Raw genomic sequence first — 21,377 nt, 5'->3', positions numbered from 1 at the left:
GCTTCTCTGCGCCGATGGTACTGCACTCGCCAGGGTGTGGGAGAGTAGGTCGCCGCCGCACAAATGTTGGTTCAGAAGGCCCGCCCGGGGTGACCTGGTGCGGGCCTTCTGGCGTTTCTTGATCGAACAGGCGGTCTGAAACCAGCCTGCAACCGAGCGGCAAACTCCTGCCAGCCGCCTGACATCGCCGAAGCGCACCCTCGCTCCAACGGAGAGACGAGGAGTGCGAAGATGCGGCGATCACTGCGCAATGGTGTGGCCCTGGTGAGCTTGAGCCTGGCCGGCCTGAGTGTCGTACCGGCCCAGCAGGCCGTGGCCCAGGAACGCGTGGCCCAGGAACGTGTGACACAGGAGCAGGCCACCACCACCCAACAGGCGACACGAACGTCGCCTGAGGTGTCGATAGGTACCAGGCTGGCGGCGAGGACGGATCCGTCAGTGCGGCAGATCACCACGGTGTACCGCGCCACGTTAAGCGTCCCGCCGCCGAAGGCGACGAAGGCGTTCTACCAGTTGTTCAGGAAGGCGGAAGCCCATGCGAAGGCCGGCAGGATCCCGTCTGACAATCAGAGCCGCCTCAAGTGGGTGCTCAAGACGGCGGGCGGAGATGTCGACAGGTACTTCAGGCCTGGCAAGGCGCCTCGCGTCGCGCCGGGAGAGCTTCCCGGCATCTGCACGGCCTGGTGGGTGACGCCGCAGGGCCACATGGTCACCGGCTCACACTGCGTGGGCTGGAGCAAGGCGTACTTCCAGCAGAATTTCGCCACGGCGTTCCTGCCGAAGCTGACCGCTGACGACGCCAAGGCCTTCCTGCAGCCGATGAGGAAGAACGTGGTGATCGACGGGGGCCTGACCAAGCTGGCCCAGACGATGTTCGGCACCTTCAACGTCAAGCACCTCAAGCTGAAGAACGCCCGCAGCGCGGTCTACCTCGGCTCGATGGACGCCTACGCCAAGGGCAAGGCGCCCAGGCTGGCGCTGCTGAAGAAGGGCGAGGACTGGCCGGGGCTCGACTGGGCGCTGCTGAAGGCGTCGAACATGAGGAACCTGCCGACGGTCCCGCTCGGCCGTGACGGGGACGTGCGCGTGGGTGACACGCTCTACATCAACGGCTACCCGGGCACCGTCGACCTGAGCCCTTACCTGAGCCGCAAGTCGAAGGACCATCCGACGCTGACGCAGGGCGCGTTCAACGCGATGCGCACCTCGATCAGGGGCGTGCCGTACATCCAGACGCAGGTCCCGGCCTATGGCGGCAACTCGGGCGGCCCGGTCTTCAACAAGGACGGCAAGGTCATCGGCATCGCGATCGCCGTGCTGGTCAGCAACAATATCGGCGGGCACACGGAGAACTCGACGCTGGTCCTGCCCGTGGACCTGATCAAGCACCAGCTCAAGCTGGCGGGTGTCACCCCGGTGACGTCGCAGACCTCGACGATCTACTACTCGGCGCTCGACGACTTCTTCGCCGACCGCTACCGGGCCGCGTTGCCGAAGTTCGCCAAGGTTCTGCGCCTGCACCCGCAGCACCTGTACGTCCGGGGCTTCATCAAGCAGGCGAAGCAGGCGATCGCCGCAGGACGCGACAAGAGCCGCTGATGATGCAAGCGGGTTGTAAGTCCACCGCAGACGGATCACCGCAAGCTCCACCCATGCGTAGATCGCTGACCGCTCTGGTCATGGTGGGGCTCGCGGTGGTGGCGGTGCCCGGTCAACCAGCGTGGGCAATGACAACCACCGCAACCGCGCCCGCGACCGGGACGGTGGTGGCGGCCAAGACCAATCCGGCCGTCCGCCAGATCTCCCTCGTCGTGAGGGCCAGGCTGGAAGCGGCCGACGTCAGGCTGACCAGGGACTACCGGGCCCTGTTCGCCCAGGCCGAGGCGCACGCCAAGGCGGGCAGGATCCCCGGCGACCAGCAGAGCCGGTTCAAGTGGGTGCTGCGGGCCGCCGCCAAGGACGTGCACCGCTACCTCAAGCCCGGCAGGGTCCCGCGCGTGACGAGGAACGCCTTCTACGGCGGCTCCTGCACCGGCTCCTGGGTGACACCCCAGGGCCACCTGCTGACCGCGGCGCACTGCGTCGGCCAGCCGGCCAAGGAGAGCAAGGAGATCTTCGCCCAGAAGTACCTGCCCGCCCTGATCAAGCAGGACGTGCCCCGGCTCACCGAGGGCGTCGAGGCGGACGAGTCCGTCACCAAGCTGGCCGAGCAGATCCTGACCGAGTTCGCCCTCAAGCACCTCAAGCCGGTCAAGCAGACGCAGGCCGTCTACCTGTCGGGCTTCGAGCAGGCGCTGTCCGGCCGCGCGCCGGAGCTGAGGCTGCTGGCCAGGGGCAAGAACCTGCCCGGCGCCGACTACGCGATCCTGAAGGCGAGCGGCCTGAAGAACCTCCCGACCGTACGGCTCGGCCAGGACGGCGACGTGCGGGTGGGCGACACGCTCTACATCAACGGCTACCCCGGCACGGTCGACCAGAGCCAGGCCCTGAGCAAACGCTCCAAGCTGCTCCCGACCCTCACCGAGGGCATCTACAACGCCAGGCGCACCACGGTCCAGAAGATCCCCTACATCCAGACCCAGGCGCCGTCGTACGGCGGCAACTCGGGCGGCCCGGTCTTCGGCAAGGACGGCAAGCTCATCGGGACGCTCATCTTCGGCTTGGTCGACTGGCGGATCGGCGGCGAGACCGAGTCGACGGCGTTCGTGCTCCCGGTCAGCGTGATCAGGGAACGGCTGGCCAAGGCGGGGGTCAAGCCGGTCGTCTCCGAGACCACCGAGCTCTACGACCGGGCCCTGGACGCCTACTTCGCCAAGCGCTACCGGGCCGCGCTGCCGGCGTTCCGCGAGGTGCTCGCGCTCCACCCCGAGCACCTGTACGTCCGTGACTTCATCAAGGCCATCGAAACGGGGAAGACCAGTGCGTAGGGCACTCCTCATCATCGGCGTGGCGCTCGTCGCGCTGGCTCCCGGCGTGGCGCACGCCAAGCCTCCCGCCGGGACGTGGGTCGGGGCGCGCACGGATCCGGCGGTGCAGCAGGTCGTCACCACCAACACCGCCGACGGCGTCATGCCGACGCCCAGGCTCAAGCCCGCCTTCTGGAAGCTGTTCGCCAAGGCGAAGGCGAAGGACGGGCAGAGCAAGCTCAAGTGGGTGCTCCGTACGGCCGCCGCGGATGTGGGCAGGTATGTCGCGCCCGCCAAGCCGTACCGGACCCACCGCGACCTCCGTTTCGTCAACCGCTGCTCGGGCTGGTGGGCCAGCCCGCAGGGGCACCTGGTCACCGGCGCGCAGTGTGTCAGCAAGCTGGGCAAGGACCTGATGATGTTGCTGTTCTCGATCGACGAGGGCGCCAAGCTCGTCCAGAAGGACGTCGAGAACCTGCTCAAGCGCACCGACAAGCTCGCCCAGCCCGACCAGGAGGTCGAGCGGCTGGCCTTCGACCTGTTCGCCGGGTTCGCCGTCAAGCACACGAAGCTGACGAACCTGCGCCACTCGATCGAGCTGGCGACGCCGGCGGGCAATCGGGCGCTGACCCTGCTCAAGCAGGGGGAGTCGTGGCCGGGGCTGGACTTCGCGCTGCTGAAGGCCAGGAACGTGCGCAACGCGCCGTCGCTGCCGCTGGGACGCGACACCGACGTGCGCGTGGGCGACGTGCTGTACGTCAACGGCTTCCCCTCGGCGGCCGTCGAGCTGCCGGAGTTCGACAAGGCCTCCAGATTCCGCCCGACGCTGGTGGAGGGCCTCTACACCGCCCGCCGTACGACGATCAAGAAGGTGCCCTACCTGCAGACGCAGGTGCCCGCCTACGGCGGCAACACCGGCAGCCCCGTCTTCAGCAAGGAAGGCACGCTCGTCGGCATGCTGGTCGGCAACCTCGGCAGCATCCTGCGCGAGGGCGGCGAGACGGAGAACGCCAACGTGGTGCTGCCGGTGAGCGTCATCGCCAAGCAGCTCGGCTTCGCGCCGGCCGCCTCGCCGACCACCACGCTCTACAACGCGGCGCTGGACGACTTCTTCGCCGACCGCTACAAGCTCGCCCTGCCGAAGTTCCGCAGGGTCCTGGCGCTGTATCCGGCGCACCCGTACGTCAAGGGCTACATCGACCAGGCGACCAAGGCGGTCGCCGCCGGGCGCGACAAGTCGGGGGGACACGATGCTTAAGGCCCTGCTGATCGGCGCCCTGCTGATGGTCCCCGCCGACGCCACCGTGATCGCCGCCCGCAGCGACCCGGCCGTGCGCCAGATCGCCACCACCCAGGAAGGCGCCGTCGCCGTCGCCACGCCGAAGCCGACCAGGGCCTTCACCGCCCTGTTCGCCAAGGCGGAGGCGCACGCCAAGGCCGGGCGCATCCCGGCCACGCGGCAGGCGAAGCTCAGGTGGGTGCTCACGACCGCCCTCGCCGACGTGGACCGCCACCTGGCGCCCGCCAAGCCGTACAAGGAGGTCGGCGGCACCAGGAAGGTCGGCTGCACCGGCTTCTGGGTGACGCCGCAGGGGCACATGGTCACCGCGGCGTCCTGCACGGGGCTGGAGGGCAAGGCGCTGCTGGCCTACTTCGCCCAGGGCACGACCGGGCTCATGACCGAGAACGTCAAGGCCTTCACCGCCAAGCACAAGATCACCGAGGCGGACCTCATCGACCTGGCCACCCGCCTGTTCACGGCCTTCGACCACAAGCACCGCAGGCTGACGAAGTCGAAGACGACGATCGTCCTGGTCGGCAAGGGCGCTCCGGCCCTGAGCGTGGTCGCCAGGGGCGCCCGCTGGCCGGGGGCCGACTTCGCGCTGCTGAAGGCCAGGGGCATGAAGAACCTGCCCACCCTGCCGCTCGGCGGCGGGGTGGCCGTCGGCGACATGCTGTACGGCAACGGCTACCCGGAGGTCAGCTGGGAGTTCGACGAGAAGTCCGCGGCCCGCCCGACGCTGGCCAAGGGCATCGTCAACGCCAAGCGGGTCACCGTCGGGAAGGTGACGTACCTGCAGACGCAGATGCCGATCTACCCGGGCAGCCAGGGCGGGCCGGTGTTCGACAGACACGGCAAGGTCGTCGGCACGTCCGTGGCCGTAGCCACCGACGAGCGGGTCGGGGGGGCCACCGAGAACTCCACGTTCGTGCTGCCCGTCGGTGTGATAAGGCAGCAGCTGGCCGAGGCGGGGGTGACGCCGGTCCTGTCGCGGACCTCGAGCCTGTACTTCTCGGCGCTCGACGACTACTTCGCCCGACGCCACAAGCCCGCGCTGCTGAAGTTCCGCCAGGTGCTGAGGCTCCACCCCCAGCACCTGTACGTGCGCGGCTACATCGCCGAGCTCACGGCAAGATGAGCAACGCGTCGCCCACGGCCCGCTCGCGGCCGTCGGACGGCTTGTTGACCACCTTCTTGCCGATCACCATCGCGCTGGAGCCGCCGCCGTCCAGGTTGATCGCCTGGACGGCGCCCATCCAGCGCATCAGCTGTGCGGCCTCGATCATGTTGGCCCCGACCGTCACGCCGGGCTTGCGGCCGTCGACGGTGGCCACGATGAGGCCGCCGCTGCGGGTGACGCCGACCATCGTGCGCGGGTGACGGCGCAGCACCATGTTGACCGAGTCGTGGCCGTCGCGCTTGGCCGAGACCCGGACCCGGCCGTTGCGGACCAGGCCCACGCCGCCGCCGATGACGTGCAGGTCGGGGGAGAGCTCGAGGGCCGATCCCGTGCGCAGGTCGATCACCTTGGTGTCGAAGGCCATCGTCCAGCCCTCCCAGGCGTGCTGGTAGAGCCAGTCGGAGGCGATGCCCGAGGCGTGCAGCACCCGGTGGCCGGCCGGGATCGCCGCTCCCGAGGCGCGCACTCGCACGATCTTGCCAGTGGCGTCGATCACCGCGTCGGCCCCGCCGTTGTTGGGGGTCTTGGCTCCCCACTCCTCGGTGTAGAGCACCATTTCGTCGGCGCCGGCGTTGCGGTTGACGCCCTGGACGTCGACGCGGGCGCTGTCCTGGGCGACGGCCGCCACGGTGGTCTTGATCTCGGTGACGCGTGCCGTACGGCCCTTGAGGACCAGGGCGGAACGGCCGGGCACGGCCTCGCTGAGCAGCCTGCCGCCGACCACCGAGACGCCGACCGGCTCGCCGCGCAGGGCGGAGAGGGTGTGGATGTTGAAGAAGCCGCCGTTGACGGCGGCCAGCGCGCCCGCCGCCTTGGCCATCGACGAGGTGGTCTCGCGTTTGGCCACGCTGGTGCCGAGGCTAGCGGCGTACGAGCCGCGGAACCTCCGGCTGTCGATCATGAGGACCTTCATGTTCCACGGTCCGGTGGTCTGCACGCCGTCGTCGCCGAGGAAGTCGAGCTTCGACTTGATCCCCGCCTCCTTCAGCGCCTTGATCGTCTTGGCCGCCTCGTCCTTGTCCTTCAGCGACCACAGGCCCACGCGGACGGTGAAGTACTCCTTGGCGGGGCCGTCGGAGACCTGCGGCTTGACCATCGGCTGGAGGCTCGGGGTCTCGCCGGCGGCCTCCACCTCGGCCGCCTTCAGCTCGGCGTCCTGGAGGGTGCCGTGATCACGGCCGTTCGGCATCAGGATGGTGACCGTGTAACCGTCGGTGGCCTTGCCGGCCTTCAGGGTGAACAACTCCACGCCCTGCCCCAGGCTGGACACGGACTTGGCCGTGGGTCCGCCCAGGGGGAACTCCGAGGCGGGCAGGTCGGCGGCGTACGCCGTCGCCGCCGAAACGGTGAGGCAGGTGGCCGTGGCGAGACCGACGACGAGGGTGCGTCGTGACATGAACACTCCAGAGGGGACCTAACGGGACCGAACCATCCTGGCGAGGTGATCATGGACGGCGCGGCAGAACACGCAAACCCGGTTGGAGTGGTTACAGGATTGGGACACAATGGACCCATGACTCGAGTCAGCATGTGGTGGCGGCCGCCCGACGGCCCCTGACTTTCGCATGCTGCGCAAAGGCCGTCCCCGGGGACGGCCTTCCTGGGGACCTCGTCGATGGAGACCCAGATGAGACACACCGTGCTGACCGGCGACCGGCCGACCGGTCCGCTGCACATCGGCCACTACTTCGGATCGCTGGCCAACCGGATCAGGCTGCAGGACGAGCACGACGTCTACGTGCTCGTCGCCGACTACCAGGTGATCACCGACCGCGACCTGCCGGGCGAGATCAAGCGCAACACCGTCGACGTGGTCCTCGACTACCTGGCCATCGGCCTGTCGAACACGACGATCTTCCAGCACAGCGCCATCCCCGAGCTGAACCAGCTGCTGCTGCCGTTCCTGAGCCTGGTGACGGTCTCGGAGCTGCAGCGCAACCCCACGGTCAAGGACGAGATCGCGCACAGCTCCCAGGCGGCGGTCAGCGGGCTGATGTTCACCTATCCGGTGCACCAGGCGGCCGACATCCTGTTCTGCAAGGGCGACCTGGTGCCGGTCGGCAAGGACCAGCTGCCGCACATCGAGGTGACCCGCGTGATCGCGCGGCGCTTCAACGAACGCTACGCGCCGGTCTTCCCGGTGCCCGACGCGCTGCTCAGCGAGACGCCCCTGCTCAACGGGCTCGACGGCGGCAAGATGAGCAAGTCGCGCGGCAACGCCATCGCCCTGAAGGCCACCGACGACGAGACCGCGGCGCTGATCAGGCGGGCGGTGACCGACGCCGAGCGGCACATCACCTTCGAGCCGGAGCGGCGGCCCGAGGTGGCCAACCTGCTGACCATCGCCGGGTTGTGCACGGGCCGGTCGCCGGAGGCGATCGCCGAGGAGGTGGGCGACGCGGGGGCCTCGGGGCTCAAGCGGCTGGTCACCGAGGCGGTCAACGAGTTCTTCCGCCCCATCAGGGACAAACGCCGCTCGCTGGCGGAGACGGACGTGCACGACGTGCTGCGCGAGGGCAACGCGCGGGCCCGCGAGGTGGCCGTGCGCACGCTCGACGAGGTACGGCAGGCGATGGGCTACGCGTTCGGGCCGTGAGCCCGTGGGAGATGACAGGTGGCTGCAAGGGCTAGGTATAGGCATACTCAGGTGTTCTTCAAGCATCACCCGGACACTTCTAGCCATGAGAACCCTGCTGGCCCTCCTGGCCCCCGCCGTCGCCGCCGTCCTTCTCGCCGCCCAGCCCGCGAGCGCCGTCCCCTCCGTCAAGTGGGGCCCGTACCAGACCCCCGGCGGCAAGGCGAAGGTGCATGGCACCTACATCGCCGTCGGCGAGGACCACGACGTGCTGCCCACCGCCGACACCCTGACCGTCAAGGGCAAGCTCACCGACTACGCCCGCTCGCCCGGCACCTGCGCCTGGGTGATGTGGCAGTTCGCCATCCGCAAGGGCAACCAGTTCGTCATCAAGGAGAAGAACCTGCGGGACTGCTCGTACGGCACGGCCAAGAAGTTCACGCTCGTCTACAAGGACGTCTACCAGGCAGAGCTCAAGGTCTGCTCCGAGGCCAAGGCCGCGGCCCCGTCCGCCTCGTGCCGCTACTCGGGCACCTGGAAGATCATCTACAAGTCGCCGCTGTAGCCGTGCTCCGTCCCGCGGACCGTCGTGCCACTGAGCGGTCCGCGGACAGGTTCAGGGTTACCTCGGATCCCTTGGCGGCCCCGCGTCCCTAACGTCATTGTCTGGGAGGTGGGGGAGATGGTCGCCTTCGTGGGAAGGACGGCGGAGCGCACCGCGATCAGGGACGCGCTCCGCGACCGGGCAGGGATCCTCGTCGTCGGTGAGCCGGGGGCGGGCAAGAGCAGGCTGCTGGCCGAGGCGGTGCGCGGGCCGGGCGTCGTGCGCGTGTCGGGCGCGGGGCCGCAGATCGCCTTCGGGGCGTTCGCGCACCTGCTGTCCGGCGAACCGCAAGGGCTCAACCCGGTGCGCTGGGCGGCCGGGCAGATCGAGGCCGAGGTGCTGGTCGTCGACGACGCGCACCTGCTCGATCCGCACTCGGCGGCGCTGGTCGGGCACCTGGCGGAACACTACGGCGTACGGCTGGCCGCGGCCGCGGTGAGCGGGGCGGCACTGCCCCGGCCGCTGGTGGAGTTGTGGAAGGAAGGGCGGCTGGCCAGGCTCGACCTCGGCCCGCTGCCGGCGCCCGACAGCGCGCGGCTGCTGTCGCTGGCGCTCGGCGGCCAGGTCGAGGGGCTGACCTCGCGCAGGTTGTGGCACGCCACCCGCGGCAACGCCCGTTTCCTGGTCGAGCTCGTCACCTCGGGACCGTTCGTTCACAGCGGCGGGTTGTGGCGCTGGCCCGGCGAGATCGTCCTCACCGAGCGGCTGCGGCTGCTGGTGGAGGCCGCGATCGGCGAGGTCGACGAGCAGGAGCGGTCGGTGCTGGAGTACGTCGCCTTCGGCGAGCCGCTGGAGCTGGCCACGCTCATCGAGCTGGCCGGCACCGAGCCGGTCGAGCGCATGGAGCGCCGCGGCCTCATCTCGGTGGGCGAGCAGCCCCTGCGGGTCCAGCTCGCGCACCCGCTCTATGCCCAGGTGATCCGTACCTGGACCGGCCCCGTGCGCACCCGCGGCCACCTGGCCAGGGTCATCCCTTTCTCCTCCGGCGATCAGCAGATCTCCGAGCTGAGCGGCCGGGAGAAGGAGATAGCCCGCCTGGCGTCGTGGAACCTGACCAACCGTGAGATCGCCGACCTGCTCACCGTCTCGCCGCGCACGGTCGGCAACCACCTGTGCCGCATCTACTCCAAGCTCGGCGTCAACCACCGGCTCGACCTGGCCAGGCTGCTGGCCTAGAAGCCGACGCGCGACAGCGGCTCGACCAGCTCGCGCTCCTCGTACGACAGGTGCGACAGCAGCGCGTCGGTGAGCAGGTCGACCTCCGCGCGCAGCAGGTCGAGACCGCCGGGGGACTCCACCGTGGCGACCAGGGCCTGGTCGACCCGCTCCAGGATGCCGTGGATGACGTGGTGCTCCTCCTCCAGCCTGGTCAGCACCGGGGTGAGGCCCGGCTCCGCCCGCCGCAGCCGCGGGAAGAGCGACTGGTCCTCCAGCGTGTGGTGGGTGGTCACGACCCGGCAGTAGGCCGAGCAGTAGGCGCCGAGGGTCCAGTCGTTCTGCCGCATCGTCATGCGGTTGATCGCCGCGCGGGCGTCTCCCGCGCTCAGGCGGCTGGCTACGACCTGCTCGATCAGGTCTCTGACCTGCTCCAGCTCGGAGCGCAAGTGGTCGTGGACGTCGATCAGGTGCTGCCCGGCCGCCTGCTCCTGGTGGGTGAGCGCACGCGCCCCCGCGGGCACGGGGGCGGTGGGCCGGGTGGACTCGTCCCACGCCCGCTCGCCGCTGTGCCGTACGCCGGGGGCGGGGGTGGAGATGGTCGTGGACTCGTGGACGGCGGGCGCGTCCGGCTCGCCGGCGGGAGCGCCCCGCTCGCTCTCGATCAGCTCGCGTACGGCAGGCGCGACCTCGGCGGCGAACAGCTGAATCGCGCGAGGATCGTCGTCGGCCAGCACGAACGTCGCCATGCCGTAGGTGAGGTTCAGCTCGGCCAGCCGCTCGGCCCACTCCCTCGCCGAGCCCTGGTGGCGGCCCACGTTGTAGAGCCTGCGCACGTCCTGCGGCGAGCGCCCCGCCTCCAGCGCCGCCTCATCGATGATCTTGTTGCCCTCGGCGAGCCGCTCGGGCGGGACGTACGACTCGCTCGGCCACCAGCCGTCGCCGAGCCGCCCGACCAGCCGGAGCATGCGCGGCTTGAGCGCTCCGACCCAGATCTGCGGCCGGTGCGGCGGGATCGGGCCGGGCGGCGCGCCCTCCAGCCGGTAGTGCTCGCCCTCGAACGTGACGGGCGGTCCGGGCGTCCACAACGCGCGGATCAGCTCGATGGCCTCCTCCAACGCCGCCACCGCCTCGCCGGGCGAACGCCGCGGGCCGCCCAGCATGGCCACCCCATCGGGCATCGCGCCCGCGCCGAGCCCGAGCTCGGCACGGCCGCCGCTGAGCAGGTCGAGGGTGGCGACGCTCTTGGCCAGCACCGCCGGCGGGCGCAACGGCAGGTTGGCCACGTTGAGGCTCACGTGCACACGCTCGGTCCGCGCGGCGATGACGCCGGCCAGGGTCCAGGCGTCGAGAAAGGCGGGATGGTACGGGTGGTCCTGCATGGTCACCAGGTCCAGGCCCTCGGCGTCGGCGAGCTGGGCCAGGGCCAGCACCCGGTCGGGGGTGGGGGTGAGGAAGACGCCGAACTTCACTTCGTGGCCATAGGTCGGCATGACGCTCCAATCGTCTGTCTTCAAGATGATATATCAGGCAGAAGATTGACGAATCAAGCTAGGTAGAATGACGCCATGACCACGGACACCGGGCTCGACGCCGACCTCGGCTGGGCACTCGGCACCGTCTTCCGCACGTACGTGAAGGCCGCCGGCGCCGTCATCAGCGGCCTGCCCGGGGGGCCGCGCGGCTTCCAGATCCTCGCCGCGGCCATGCAGGAGACACCCGCCAACCAGGGCGCCATCGCCAAACAGCTCGGCATCGACCGCACGGTGATGACCTACCTGGTCGACGACCTGGTCGGGCTCGACCTGGTCGAACGCCGGCCCGACCCCTCCGACCGGCGCAACCGCCGCGTCGTGGCCACCGCCCACGGCCGCGAGGTCTGGGCGCGGCTCCAGGACCGGCTGGCGCGAGTGGAGCAGCACGTGCTCGCGGCGCTGGGCGACGACGCGGAGCGTTTCCGCGACCTGGTGGGGCGCCTGGCGGTGGCGCTGGGCAACGACGGCGACCGGATCATGGAGACCTGCGCCGCCGTGGAGGAGCTCGGGCCCCTCTAGTGCGCCTGGTAGACCTTGCGGAGCGTCTCGTGCACGGTCCAGGTGGTCCTGGCTCCGGCGTCGAGCAGGCAGACGTCGCCGGGGCCCACCTCGATCGCCGGGCCGCCCTCCACCTCGATCGTCGCCCTGCCGTACAGGACCACGAAGATCTCGTCGTGCTCGACGTCGGTGACCACGCCCGGGGTGATCTCCCAGATGCCGCGTCCCTCGCCGAGCTCCAGCACCGAGACGGCGGGGGTGCCTGAGACGATCTGGGCGGGGTCGAGCTCGTCGGCTTCGAGCACGGCGTCGCGGACGGAGAAGGCGCGCATGGTGGTCCTCGGATGGGGTTCGTGGTGAGGGCGGATCAGCGAGGTTCGCGGCGGAACGACTCCAGGGCCAGCAGGGCGACGTGCAGCGACAGGCACGACTCGACGTCGTCGAGGTCGGTGTCGAGGATGCGCTCCAGCCGCCGCAGCCGGTCGTAGAAGGCGGGACGCGACAGATGGGCCTTCTGCGCGGCGACCGCCTTGTTGCGCCCGGCGTCGAGGTAGATGCGCAGGATCCGCGTCAGGTCGCCGCCGCGCTGCGCGTCGTGCGCCAGCAGCGGCCCCAGCTCCCGCTCGGCGAAGGTCTGCAGCCGGGCGTCGTCGCGCAGGAGGTGCAGCAGCCCGCGCAGGCGCAGGTCGGGCAGCCGGTAGTAGGCGCGGCCGTCGGGCTGGCGCACCGCGACGTCGGCCACCTGTTCGGCCTCCAGGAAGCTGCGCCGCACGTCGCGGATGCTCTCGACGACCGATCCGGCGGCCAGCACGAACGCGGAACCTGGACGCCAGAGCATGCGCAGGCGGTCGGCCAGCGCGGTGAGCGCGGGCTCGGCGCTGGTGCGCGGCGGCAGCGGCAGCAGCACGCCGACGCGGTCCTGGTCGAGCGCGCCCACCAGGGCGGGCAGGCGGGCGTCGCGGCAGGCCGCAGCGGTGGCCTCGGCGAGCTCGCCGAGCTGGGCCTGGCCGTCAAGGGGCGAGTTCTTGAGCCCGGGGACACTGGGGGCCTGCTCGGTCGGCTCGGTGGGTCTGATGACGACGCTGATCAGCTTGCGCCCGGTGAGCGGCACGCCGACCGCGCGGGCGCGGGCGGCGGCCTCGTCGGGGTCGGAGTAGGCGTGGGTGAGGATGCCGGTGAGGATCGTGCCGTGCGCCTGCCGTTCGAGCGACTCCTGGTGGCGCTCCAGCAGGCGGCCCAGGGCCAGCGTGGTGGCGGCGCGCTCGGCGAGCACGAGGTCGCGCGGGGTGGGCGGGGCGTCGAAGACCAGGATGAGCCGGCCCCAGTCCTGGCCGCGCGCGCCGACCACGGTGACGAGCCAGCCGGAGGAGGGGTCGAAGGCGGTGCGCCCGGCGGGGGCGACCGCCCTGCTGCGCGACTCCCAGCCGGCGAGCAGGGCGCCGGTGTCGCGCCCGGCGGATTCGCAGGCCAGCACCTGGTGGGCCAGGTTCTCCAGCACCACGGGACGGCCCGACAACCGGGCGACCTGGGCCAGCACCTCGGTGGGGGAGGCGCCCTCGACGGAGAGCTCGGTGAAGACCTCGTGAAGCTGCTCGGAGGCGCGCAGCTCCTCCAGCTGGATCTCGATGATGCGCGAGTGCACCGATTCGGTGATCTGCACGAACGGGGTCTCGCGGGCCAGCACGATCAGCGGCAGGCCGTGGTCCTCGGCCGCCTTGACCACGGGCCTGGGCAATTCGCGCACGAAGCGCCTGCCCAGCTCGACCACCAGCCCTGACGCGCCGACCCCGGCCAGCTCGGCGATGTAGGCGGCCAGCTTCTCCGGATCCTCCGGCAGCGCGACGCCGGTGGTCAGCACCAGCTCGCCGCCGCGCAGCAGGTGGGCGATGTCGGCGATCTCGCCCACGTGCACCCACCGCACCCGCGTGTCGAGCCGGTCGGCACCCGCCACCACGCGCGGATTGCCCCGGCGGACGGTCTCCAGGGCGAGGACATCGGCGATGGTAGGGAGCACGGGAGCGAGCCTATCCGTTCAGCTTGTAAATAGGGTTAATTATCCATTTACAGCTTGTTGCCTCTCCTGTCGCTACGTGTCGCGGTAAGATCACAGTGTGTACTCGGTGCCCGGCTCCTGCTCGCGCAGCTCCACCCGCCGGATCTTGCCCGAGATCGTCTTGGGCAGCTCGGCGAACTCCAGGCGGCGGATGCGCTGGTAGGGCGCGAGGTTGGCGCCGCAGTAGTCGAGGATGGCGCGGGCGGTCGCCTCGGAGGGCTCGAAACCGGGCGCCAGGACCACGTAGGCCTTGGGGACGGCCAGGCGCACCGGGTCGGGCGCGGGCACCACGGCCGCCTCGGCCACCGCCTCGTGCTCCAGGAGCACGCTCTCCAGCTCGAAGGGGGAGATGCGGTAGTCGGAGGCCTTGAAGACGTCGTCGGTGCGGCCCACGTAGGTGATGTAGCCGTCGGCGTCGCGGGTGGCCACGTCGCCGGTGTGGTAGTAGCCCCGGTCGTCCATCGACCGCCCGACATATCCGGACATGAGGCCTAGGGGGCGGCCCTCGCCCAACGGCAGGCAGATCTCCCCGTCGTCACCCGGCTCGCCCGTCACCGGATCCAGCAGGGTGATCTCGTACCCCGGCAGCGGCAGCCCCATCGAGCCCGGCTTGACCGCCATCCCCGGCACGTTGCCGATCTGCGCCGTCGTCTCCGTCTGCCCGTACCCGTCGCGGATCGTGATGCCCCACGCCTTCGCGACCTGGTCGATGATCTCCGGGTTGAGCGGCTCCCCGGCGGCCACCGCCGTGCGCAGCGGCAGCTTCCACGCGGCCAGGTCCTCCTGGATGAGCATGCGCCACACGGTCGGCGGCGCGCAGAAGGTCGTGACCGCCTCGTCGCGCAGCACCTCCAGCAGCTTGGCCGCCGAGAACCGCTGGTAGTCGTGGATCAGCACGGTCGCTCCCGCGTTCCACGGCGCGAAGACGTTGCTCCAGGCGTGCTTGGCCCAGCCCGGTGAGGAGATGTTGAGGTGCACGTCGCCGGGTCGCAGCCCGATCCAGTACATCGTGGACAGGTGGCCCACCGGGTAGGAGGCGTGGGTGTGCTCGACCAGCTTCGGCTGGGAGGTCGTGCCGGAGGTGAAGTAGAGCAGCAACGTGTCGCCGGCGCGGGTCGGGCCGTCGGGGGTGAACTCCTCCGGGGCTCCGTAGGCCTCGTGGAAGGGCAGCCAGCCGAAGGCCTCCCCGACGCCGATCTTGGTGTAGGGCCCGCCGGTGAACTTGGCGGCGTCGGCCGCGTTGGCGATGACGTGCCTGACCTCGCCGCGCTCGATGCGCTCGGTGATGTCCTTGGCGGTCAGCAGGGTGGTCGCCGGGATGATGACCGCGCCCAGCTTCATCGCGCCCAGCATCGCCTCCCACAACTCCGGCTGGTTGCCGAGCATCACCAGGATGCGCTCACCCCGGCGGACGCCCTGGTTGTGCAGCCAGTTGGCGACCTGGTTGGAACGGGCGGCCAGCTCGGCGAAGCCGTAGGACGGACCGCCGACGAACTTCAGCGCCATGCCCTCCTGGTGGTCGAACCAGTCGAGCGCCCAGTTGAACTCCCCGAGCTCCGGCCATCGGAACGTGCGCCGAGCCGTGGCGTAGTCGGAGTCGAGGAGCAGATCGCGGGCGGTGCGGAAGTCGGTCATGCTTCCGATCCTGCTACGCGTTCACCCGTGCCTCAAGGCCGTCGAGCACGCACTCGAGGCCGTAGCTGAACGACATGCGCTGTGTTTCCAGGGGATCCAGGTCCCTGGTGTCGCGGAAGGCGGCGAACAGTTCGGGGAAGTCGTCGGCGGTGGTCTTCTCGAGGATCTCCATCAGGTCGCCGGGCTGGATGTGCTGCTTGCCCATGGTCTCGCGCCACGTCACCTCCGGGATGGTCTGGCCCATGACGTAGGCCATCATCGTGCCCGTGGCGAAGCTGATCTCCAGGCCCTCGAACCCGGCTCGCTGCAGCAGGCGCATGATCCGGTCGCTGACGCTCAGCAGGTTGGGGCCGAGGCCGGGGAGGCGGCCCAGCACCCTGGCCAGCCAGGGGTGGCGCAGAATGGTCGAGCGCAGGCTGTGGGCGAAGGTCGACAGCGCCGGCCGCCAGTGGGCGGTCTCCGGGTCGAGGACCACCACGTCGACCCAGACCCGGTCGTAGCACAGCTCCAGGAGCTCGTCCTTGTTGGCCACGTGCCAGTAGATGCTGGTCGCGCCCGCGTTGAGCCTGGCGCCGAGCTTGCGCATGCTCAGCCCCTCGATGCCCTCGGCGTCGAGCAGCTCCAGGGCGGCCCTGACGATCTGGTCACGGCTGAGCCCTGGCGCCTTGGGCGCGCGTTCTTCGCGGGCCCACACGGAGCTGAACTGCTTGGTCACAAGGTCCAGCATAAATGCTGTCGCACAGTGTGCGAGTTTCGTCGTACAGTGTGCGAGTGGAATCGAACACTGTACGAGACCCCCGCCGTTGGTGGATCCTGGCGGTCCTGTGTCTCTCCCTGCTGGTCCTCGTGATCGACGGCACGGTCCTGAACCTGGCGATCCCCTCCCTGGGCAAGGAGTTGGGGGCCTCCACGTCAGACGTGCAGTGGATCCTGGACGCCTACGTGCTGGCGATGGCGGGTCTGCTGCTGACGGCGGGCAGCCTGTCCGACCGGTACGGCAGGCGCCTCATGCTGGTCATCGGGCTGACCGTCTTCGGCCTTGCCTCCGTGGTGGCCGTCATGTCGACGGAACCGTGGATGCTCATCCTGGCCCGCGCCCTCATGGGCATCGGCGCGGCCATCCTCATGCCCTCGACCCTGTCCATCCTGATGACCGTCTTCGACGAGGAGGAACGGCGCAAGGCCATGGCCGGGTGGATGACCGTCTCCATGGTGGGCGTCATCCTCGGGCCCACGCTCGGCGGCTTCCTGCTGGAGCACTTCTGGTGGGGCTCGGTCTTCCTGCTCAACATCCCCGTCGCGATCATCGCGATCATCGCCGCGTTCGTGCTCATGCCCGAGAGCAAGGGCAACGAGCACCGCAGGATCGACCCGGTGGGCGTGGTGCTCTCGGTCGTCGGTCTCACCTCGGCGGTCTACGTGATCATCGAGCGGGAGTGGAACATCCCGGTCATCGCGCTGGCCGTCGTCACGCTCGGCGCGTTCATCTGGTGGGAGCGACGCTCGGAGGAGCCGATGCTGCCGCTGGGCGTCTTCAAGAGCCGCGACTTCAGCGGCGCCGCCTCGACCCTGCTGCTGATGTCGTTCGGCATGGGCGGCGTCATGCTGATCCTCACCTACTACCTGCAGTACGTCCTGGGCTACAGCCCCATGCAGGCCGGCCTGGCCTTCCTGCCCTACGCGGTCGCCGCGACCGTCTTCAACGGCCTGGGCGCCACGCTGGGCAAGAAGCTGAGCAACAAGACCCTCATGGTCTCCGGCCTGGTCATCATCTCCGGAGCCTTCGCGATCCTGGCCCTCGGCGAGGGCTACGGCGCGGTGCTCGCCTCGATGCTGGTCATGGGCGTCGGCGGCGGCCTGGCGGGCCCCGCCGGCTACGCCACCATCATGGGCGCCATCCCGCTGGAGCACGCCGGGGTCGGCTCGGCCATGAACGACACGCTCCAGCAGGTCGGCATGGCCATCAGCATCGCCCTGCTGGGCAGCGTCCTGGCGGGGGTCTTCGCCTCCAACATGCCCTCCCAGGTGCCGGTCGCGGTCGCCGACTCGATCGACCTGTCGTTCGCCCAGTTCCCGGCGGCGGCCGAGCCCGCGCTCGGCGCCGCCATGTCGACGGGCTCCTGGGTCGCCGCCGCGCTCAGCCTCGCGGCGGCGGTGTACGGGGCCTTCGTGCTGCGGGGCAGGAAGCCCGCCGCTCAGGAACCGGTGACGGTCGGCTGAGCCATCTTCTCCAGGCTGTCGAGCTTGTGCACCCGCTCGTCGTGGCCGATCTGGCGCATCAGGTCGGCCACCGAGCGGTACCGCCCGTACTCGTCGGCGTAGGTGCCCGGGTCCGGAACGAACTCCAGGTCCGGGTTCTCCGCCACGAAGGTCATGTACTCGTGCTCGGCGTGGTCCTCGAACTCGGCGTTCAGCCGGTAGCTCGACTTCGGGTGGACCAGGAACAGCAGCCACGAGACGTGGTAGTAGAAGAACGAGATCGCCCAGGGCGCCGCCCGGTGCAGCAGCCAGTTGCGCTTGAGTCCCTGGCGGTCGATCAGGTCCTCCATGATCAGCAGGTGGAACTGCTCGTTGTCCTGGTCCTCGCGGGCCTCGACGATGCGCTCGAAGACCCGGCGGGCCAGGTGGGACCGGCTGCGATGGCGATGGACCGCCCAGTACCCCATACGCTCCCAGGCCTGGTACGGCACGCGGGCGATGATCTCCAGCATGGCGAACTTCGTGAACGATCCCTGCTTGCCGTACAGGAGGTCCACGGGCTTGAACATCAGCTTGGCCAGCAGGCTGTAGCGCATGCGCGGGGTGTCGAGGGTCTCCTGCTGCGCCTGCTTGAGCTGCTCCCGGGTGAGCTTGACGGGTCCGGTGAGGGTCTGCGGCTTTTCGATGGTGATTGTCATGCATTGATGGTGCGGTGACAGGCCCTCACCGGTCGTCGCCCGCTGGGAGGCATTCACAACGCCCCGTGTACCGCGCCAGGTGGACGGGAGATCCCCTAGGGGATGGACAGGATGTAAGGGGATTTCGCGCCGCGCCGACAGTCTGACGGTGGGAGTAGGCGCGTTGAGCAGGGATACTCGGAACATGTCCGACCTTCTCGCACGCCACCGGGCCGTCATCCCCAACTGGGTGGCACTCAACTACGCCGAACCCATCGAGATCGTCAGCGGCAAGGGCAACCGAGTCGTCGATCACACGGGCAAGAGCTACCTGGACTTCTTCGCCGGGATCCTGACCAACATGATCGGCTACGACGTGCCCGAGGTGCGGGAAGCCGTCGAACGTCAGCTGGCCACCGGCGTCGTGCACACCAGCACCGTCTACCTGCTGCGCGGCCAGATCGAGCTCGCCGAGAAGATCGCCAGGCTGTCGGGCATCCCCGACGCCAAGGTGTTCTTCACCAACTCCGGCACCGAGGCCAACGAGACCGCCCTCCTGCTGGCGACGTACGCGCGCAAGACCGACCAGGTGCTGGCGATGCGCCAGAGCTACCACGGCCGCTCCTTCGGCGCGATCTCGGTGACCTCGAACACCACGTGGAAGAACAACTCGATGTCGCCGCTGAACGTGCACTTCCTGCACGGCGCGGACCGCCACCTGCCGGCCTTCAGGGGCATGAGCGACGCGGAGTACATCGAGGCGTGCGTGGCCGACCTGCGCCACGCCCTGGCCACCGTGGTCTCACGCGACGTCGCCGCGCTGATCGCCGAGCCGATCCAGGGCGTCGGCGGCTTCACCGCCGCTCCCGACGGGCTGTTCAAGGCCTACAAGGAGGTGCTCGACGAGCACGGCATCCTGTTCATCTCCGACGAGGTGCAGACCGGCTGGGGCCGTACGGGCTCGGCGTTCTTCGGCATCCAGAACCACGACGTCACGCCGGACATGATGACCTTCGCCAAGGGCCTGGGCAACGGCTTCGCCGTCGGCGGCATCGTCGCGCGGGGCGACCTCATGGACGGGCTGCACGCGGTGGGCCTGTCGACGTTCGGCGGCAACCCGATCTCCATGGCCGCCGCCAACGCCACCCTCGACTACGTGCTCGACCACGACCTGCAGGCCAACGCCGCGCGGACCGGGAAGATCATCATCGACGGCCTGCGCGAGGCGGCCCAGCGCCTGCCCATCGTCAAGGAGGTGCGCGGCAAGGGCCTGATGTTCGCCATCGAGCTCGCCGAGCCCGCCCATGCCGGACGGTTCATGGAGGAGAGCAAGAAGCTCGGCCTGCTCGCCGGCAAGGGCGGCCTGTACGGCACGGCCATCCGCATGGCCCCGCCGCTCACCCTGACCGTGGAAGAGGCGCACGAGGGCCTCGACATCATCGTCAACGCTCTGGAAGTCATTCAGGATGAAGTTCGTTAAGCACTGGATCAACGGCGCCGAACACGAAGGCGACAGCCGCACCGCGCCGATCTCGAACCCGGCCACCGGCCAGGTCAGCGGCCAGGTGGCGATGGCCGCGGCGGCCGACGTCGACGCCGCCGTCGCCTCGGCCAAGGCGGCCTTCCCCGCCTGGCGCGACGCCTCGCTGGTCAAGCGGGCGCAGGTGCTGTTCCGCTTCCGCGAGCTGATGTACGCCCACCGCGACGAGCTGGCCGGGCTGATCTCCGCCGAGCACGGCAAGGTGCACTCCGACGCGCTCGGCGAGGTGGCGCGCGGCCTGGAGGTCGTCGAGTTCGCCTGCGGCATCCCGCACCTGCTCAAGGGCGGCTTCTCCGAAGGTGTCTCGACGCGGGTCGACTCCTACTCGATCCGCCAGCCGCTGGGCGTGGTCGCCGGCATCACGCCGTTCAACTTCCCGGCGATGGTGCCGATGTGGATGTTCCCCATCGCCATCGCCTGCGGCAACGCCTTCATCCTCAAGCCGTCGGAGAAGGACCCGTCGGCCTCGCTGCTGATGGCCAGGCTGTGGAAGGAGGCGGGGCTGCCCGACGGCGTCTTCGGCGTCGTGCAGGGTGACAAGGTCGCCGTCGACCGGCTGCTGGAGCACCCGGACGTCAAGGCGGTCTCGTTCGTCGGCTCCACGCCGATCGCCCGCTACGTCTACGAGACCGGTACGGCCGCGGGCAAGCGGGTGCAGGCGCTCGGCGGCGCGAAGAACCACATGCTGGTGCTTCCCGACGCCGACCTGGACCTGGTGGCCGACTCGGCGGTCTCGGCGGGCTTCGGCTCGGCGGGCGAGCGCTGCATGGCGATCTCGGTCGTGCTCGCCGTCGAGCCCGTCGCGGACGAACTGGTCTCCAAGATCGTCTCCCGGGTCGAGCAGCTGAAGATCGGACCGGGCGACGACCCCGAGGCCGAGATGGGCCCGCTGGTCACCCGCGAGCACCGCGACAAGGTGGCCTCCTACCTCGACCTGGACGAGGGCTTCAAGATCGTGGTCGACGGCCGCGAGACCGAGGTGCTCGGCGGGCGCGGCGAGGGCTTCTGGCTCGGCCCGACCGTCCTGGACCACGTCCAGGTCGGCTCGCGCGTGCACACCGAGGAGATCTTCGGCCCGGTGCTGTCCGTCGTGCGCGTCTCCTCCTACGAGGAGGGGCTCGAGGTCATCAACAACCTCGAGTACGGCAACGGCACCGCGATCTTCACCAACGACGGGGGAGCGGCCCGCCGCTTCCAGAACGAGGTCGAGGTGGGCATGGTCGGCATCAACGTGCCGATCCCGGTGCCGATGGCCTTCTACAGCTTCGGCGGATGGAAGTCGTCGCTCTTCGGCGACACCCACGTCCACGGCACCGAGGGCGTGCACTTCTACACCCGCGGCAAGGTCGTCACCTCCCGCTGGCTCGACCCCTCGCACGGCGGCGTGAACCTCGGGTTCCCGACCAACAGGTGAACAACGGTTTCAGGGGGTGGGGGGGGGGGGGGGCCCCCCCCCCCCCCCGGGGGGGGGGGGGGGGCGCCCCCCCCGGCCCCCCCGCCCAACCCCCCGGAGGGGAGAGAGGGGTGTTGACGGGGCC

18 protein-coding genes are annotated in these 21,377 nt (G+C 69.8%); 11 read left to right on the top strand and 7 right to left on the bottom strand.

All coding sequences use genetic code 11. The features are described from left to right. Positions 1–438 precede the first annotated feature (438 nt). Genes ACIBH1_RS48540 through ACIBH1_RS48525 form a run of 4 tightly spaced genes read left to right on the top strand, consistent with a single transcriptional unit; the run spans position 439 to position 5,326 of the window. Positions 439–1,599, top strand: a complete 1,161-nt coding sequence (locus tag ACIBH1_RS48540; RefSeq protein ID WP_397320943.1) for a trypsin-like peptidase domain-containing protein — start codon at positions 439–441, stop codon at positions 1,597–1,599. 53 nt (positions 1,600–1,652) lie between these two features. Beyond that, positions 1,653–2,927, top strand: coding sequence for a trypsin-like peptidase domain-containing protein (locus ACIBH1_RS48535; RefSeq protein WP_397320942.1), 1,275 nt, complete (start codon positions 1,653–1,655; stop codon positions 2,925–2,927). After that, positions 2,920–4,164 carry a serine protease gene (locus ACIBH1_RS48530; RefSeq protein ID WP_397320941.1) on the top strand — a complete coding sequence of 415 codons (1,245 nt, stop codon included), beginning with the start codon at positions 2,920–2,922 and terminating at the stop codon, positions 4,162–4,164. The genes ACIBH1_RS48535 and ACIBH1_RS48530 overlap by 8 nt, the downstream gene beginning before the upstream one ends. Further along, a complete protein-coding gene (locus ACIBH1_RS48525; RefSeq protein WP_397320940.1) occupies positions 4,157–5,326 on the top strand; it encodes a serine protease in 1,170 nt (389 codons plus the stop codon). Before ACIBH1_RS48530 ends, ACIBH1_RS48525 begins: the two co-directional genes overlap by 8 nt. Here ACIBH1_RS48525 and ACIBH1_RS48520 read toward each other — a convergent pair. Beyond that, entirely contained in the window at positions 5,313–6,764 is a 1,452-nt protein-coding gene (locus ACIBH1_RS48520; RefSeq protein ID WP_397320939.1) for a phosphodiester glycosidase family protein, read from the bottom strand. The genes ACIBH1_RS48525 and ACIBH1_RS48520 overlap by 14 nt on opposite strands. 231 nt (positions 6,765–6,995) lie before the next feature. On the opposite strand from ACIBH1_RS48520, the gene trpS reads away from it, so the two are divergent. The 3 genes from trpS (at position 6,996) to ACIBH1_RS48505 (ending at position 9,723) form a co-directional block, all read left to right on the top strand. Then, the gene (trpS, locus tag ACIBH1_RS48515; protein ID WP_397320938.1) at positions 6,996–7,964 is read left to right on the top strand and encodes a tryptophan--tRNA ligase; all 969 of its coding nucleotides are present in this window, start codon (positions 6,996–6,998) and stop codon (positions 7,962–7,964) included. A gap of 85 nt (positions 7,965–8,049) precedes the next feature. Next, positions 8,050–8,508, top strand: a complete 459-nt coding sequence (locus ACIBH1_RS48510) for a hypothetical protein (RefSeq protein WP_397320937.1) — start codon at positions 8,050–8,052, stop codon at positions 8,506–8,508. Positions 8,509–8,625: 117 nt separating this feature from the next. Next, complete coding sequence (locus ACIBH1_RS48505; protein ID WP_397320936.1) at positions 8,626–9,723, top strand: LuxR C-terminal-related transcriptional regulator; 1,098 nt, start codon at positions 8,626–8,628, stop codon at positions 9,721–9,723. On the opposite strand, the gene ACIBH1_RS48500 is transcribed toward ACIBH1_RS48505, so the two are convergent. Beyond that, positions 9,720–11,219 carry an LLM class flavin-dependent oxidoreductase gene (locus tag ACIBH1_RS48500; protein WP_397320935.1) on the bottom strand — a complete coding sequence of 500 codons (1,500 nt, stop codon included), beginning with the start codon at positions 11,217–11,219 and terminating at the stop codon, positions 9,720–9,722. The two genes, ACIBH1_RS48505 and ACIBH1_RS48500, sit on opposite strands and share 4 nt — an antisense overlap. A gap of 51 nt (positions 11,220–11,270) precedes the next feature. Here ACIBH1_RS48500 and ACIBH1_RS48495 point away from each other — a divergent pair, with 51 nt between their 5' ends. After that, a complete protein-coding gene (locus ACIBH1_RS48495; RefSeq protein ID WP_397320934.1) occupies positions 11,271–11,756 on the top strand; it encodes a MarR family winged helix-turn-helix transcriptional regulator in 486 nt (161 codons plus the stop codon). On the opposite strand, the gene ACIBH1_RS48490 is transcribed toward ACIBH1_RS48495, so the two are convergent. The 4 genes from ACIBH1_RS48490 to ACIBH1_RS48475 all read right to left on the bottom strand — a co-directional run bounded on the left by ACIBH1_RS48490 (position 11,753) and on the right by ACIBH1_RS48475 (position 16,138). Beyond that, the gene (locus tag ACIBH1_RS48490) at positions 11,753–12,067 is read right to left on the bottom strand and encodes a cupin domain-containing protein (protein ID WP_397320933.1); all 315 of its coding nucleotides are present in this window, start codon (positions 12,065–12,067) and stop codon (positions 11,753–11,755) included. The two genes, ACIBH1_RS48495 and ACIBH1_RS48490, sit on opposite strands and share 4 nt — an antisense overlap. A gap of 35 nt (positions 12,068–12,102) precedes the next feature. Further along, positions 12,103–13,749, bottom strand: a complete 1,647-nt coding sequence (locus tag ACIBH1_RS48485) for a PucR family transcriptional regulator (protein ID WP_397320932.1) — start codon at positions 13,747–13,749, stop codon at positions 12,103–12,105. A gap of 90 nt (positions 13,750–13,839) precedes the next feature. Then, positions 13,840–15,423 carry an AMP-binding protein gene (locus ACIBH1_RS48480; RefSeq protein ID WP_397320931.1) on the bottom strand — a complete coding sequence of 528 codons (1,584 nt, stop codon included), beginning with the start codon at positions 15,421–15,423 and terminating at the stop codon, positions 13,840–13,842. A gap of 13 nt (positions 15,424–15,436) precedes the next feature. Further along, on the bottom strand, positions 15,437–16,138 hold the full coding sequence (locus ACIBH1_RS48475) for a TetR/AcrR family transcriptional regulator (RefSeq protein ID WP_397320930.1): 702 nt from the start codon (positions 16,136–16,138) through the stop codon (positions 15,437–15,439). A gap of 56 nt (positions 16,139–16,194) precedes the next feature. Between ACIBH1_RS48475 and ACIBH1_RS48470 the strand changes: the two genes are divergently transcribed. Further along, positions 16,195–17,643 carry an MFS transporter gene (locus tag ACIBH1_RS48470; protein WP_397320929.1) on the top strand — a complete coding sequence of 483 codons (1,449 nt, stop codon included), beginning with the start codon at positions 16,195–16,197 and terminating at the stop codon, positions 17,641–17,643. On the opposite strand, the gene ACIBH1_RS48465 is transcribed toward ACIBH1_RS48470, so the two are convergent. Beyond that, positions 17,619–18,320 (bottom strand): alternative oxidase, encoded by a 702-nt coding sequence (locus ACIBH1_RS48465; RefSeq protein WP_397320928.1) that lies wholly within the window; start codon positions 18,318–18,320, stop codon positions 17,619–17,621. The genes ACIBH1_RS48470 and ACIBH1_RS48465 overlap by 25 nt on opposite strands. A 184-nt stretch (positions 18,321–18,504) precedes the next feature. Here ACIBH1_RS48465 and ACIBH1_RS48460 point away from each other — a divergent pair, with 184 nt between their 5' ends. Continuing rightward, positions 18,505–19,779, top strand: coding sequence for an aspartate aminotransferase family protein (locus ACIBH1_RS48460; RefSeq protein WP_397320927.1), 1,275 nt, complete (start codon positions 18,505–18,507; stop codon positions 19,777–19,779). Then, entirely contained in the window at positions 19,766–21,253 is a 1,488-nt protein-coding gene (locus ACIBH1_RS48455) for a CoA-acylating methylmalonate-semialdehyde dehydrogenase (protein WP_397320926.1), read from the top strand. The genes ACIBH1_RS48460 and ACIBH1_RS48455 overlap by 14 nt, the downstream gene beginning before the upstream one ends. The last annotated feature ends 124 nt before the right edge of the window (positions 21,254–21,377 follow it).

Origin of the sequence: Nonomuraea sp. NPDC050663 (genome assembly GCF_044456985.1) — a bacterium.
In the GTDB taxonomy this organism is placed as follows: Bacteria; Actinomycetota; Actinomycetes; order Streptosporangiales; family Streptosporangiaceae; genus Nonomuraea.
Note: the sequence above shows the minus strand (reverse complement) of the source record. Positions and strands in the feature narration are given on the sequence as shown.

Coding starts and splice junctions, on each gene's coding strand:
- ACIBH1_RS48490 (WP_397320933.1), bottom strand. CDS start 12,067: ATGCGCGCCTTCTCCGTCCGCGACGCCGTGCTCGAAGCCGACGAGCTC.
- ACIBH1_RS48520 (WP_397320939.1), bottom strand. CDS start 6,764: ATGTCACGACGCACCCTCGTCGTCGGTCTCGCCACGGCCACCTGCCTC.
- ACIBH1_RS48455 (WP_397320926.1), top strand. CDS start 19,766: ATGAAGTTCGTTAAGCACTGGATCAACGGCGCCGAACACGAAGGCGAC.
- ACIBH1_RS48465 (WP_397320928.1), bottom strand. CDS start 18,320: ATGACAATCACCATCGAAAAGCCGCAGACCCTCACCGGACCCGTCAAG.
- ACIBH1_RS48510 (WP_397320937.1), top strand. CDS start 8,050: ATGAGAACCCTGCTGGCCCTCCTGGCCCCCGCCGTCGCCGCCGTCCTT.
- ACIBH1_RS48460 (WP_397320927.1), top strand. CDS start 18,505: ATGTCCGACCTTCTCGCACGCCACCGGGCCGTCATCCCCAACTGGGTG.
- ACIBH1_RS48495 (WP_397320934.1), top strand. CDS start 11,271: ATGACCACGGACACCGGGCTCGACGCCGACCTCGGCTGGGCACTCGGC.
- ACIBH1_RS48525 (WP_397320940.1), top strand. CDS start 4,157: ATGCTTAAGGCCCTGCTGATCGGCGCCCTGCTGATGGTCCCCGCCGAC.
- ACIBH1_RS48535 (WP_397320942.1), top strand. CDS start 1,653: ATGCGTAGATCGCTGACCGCTCTGGTCATGGTGGGGCTCGCGGTGGTG.
- trpS (WP_397320938.1), top strand. CDS start 6,996: ATGAGACACACCGTGCTGACCGGCGACCGGCCGACCGGTCCGCTGCAC.
- ACIBH1_RS48480 (WP_397320931.1), bottom strand. CDS start 15,423: ATGACCGACTTCCGCACCGCCCGCGATCTGCTCCTCGACTCCGACTAC.
- ACIBH1_RS48505 (WP_397320936.1), top strand. CDS start 8,626: ATGGTCGCCTTCGTGGGAAGGACGGCGGAGCGCACCGCGATCAGGGAC.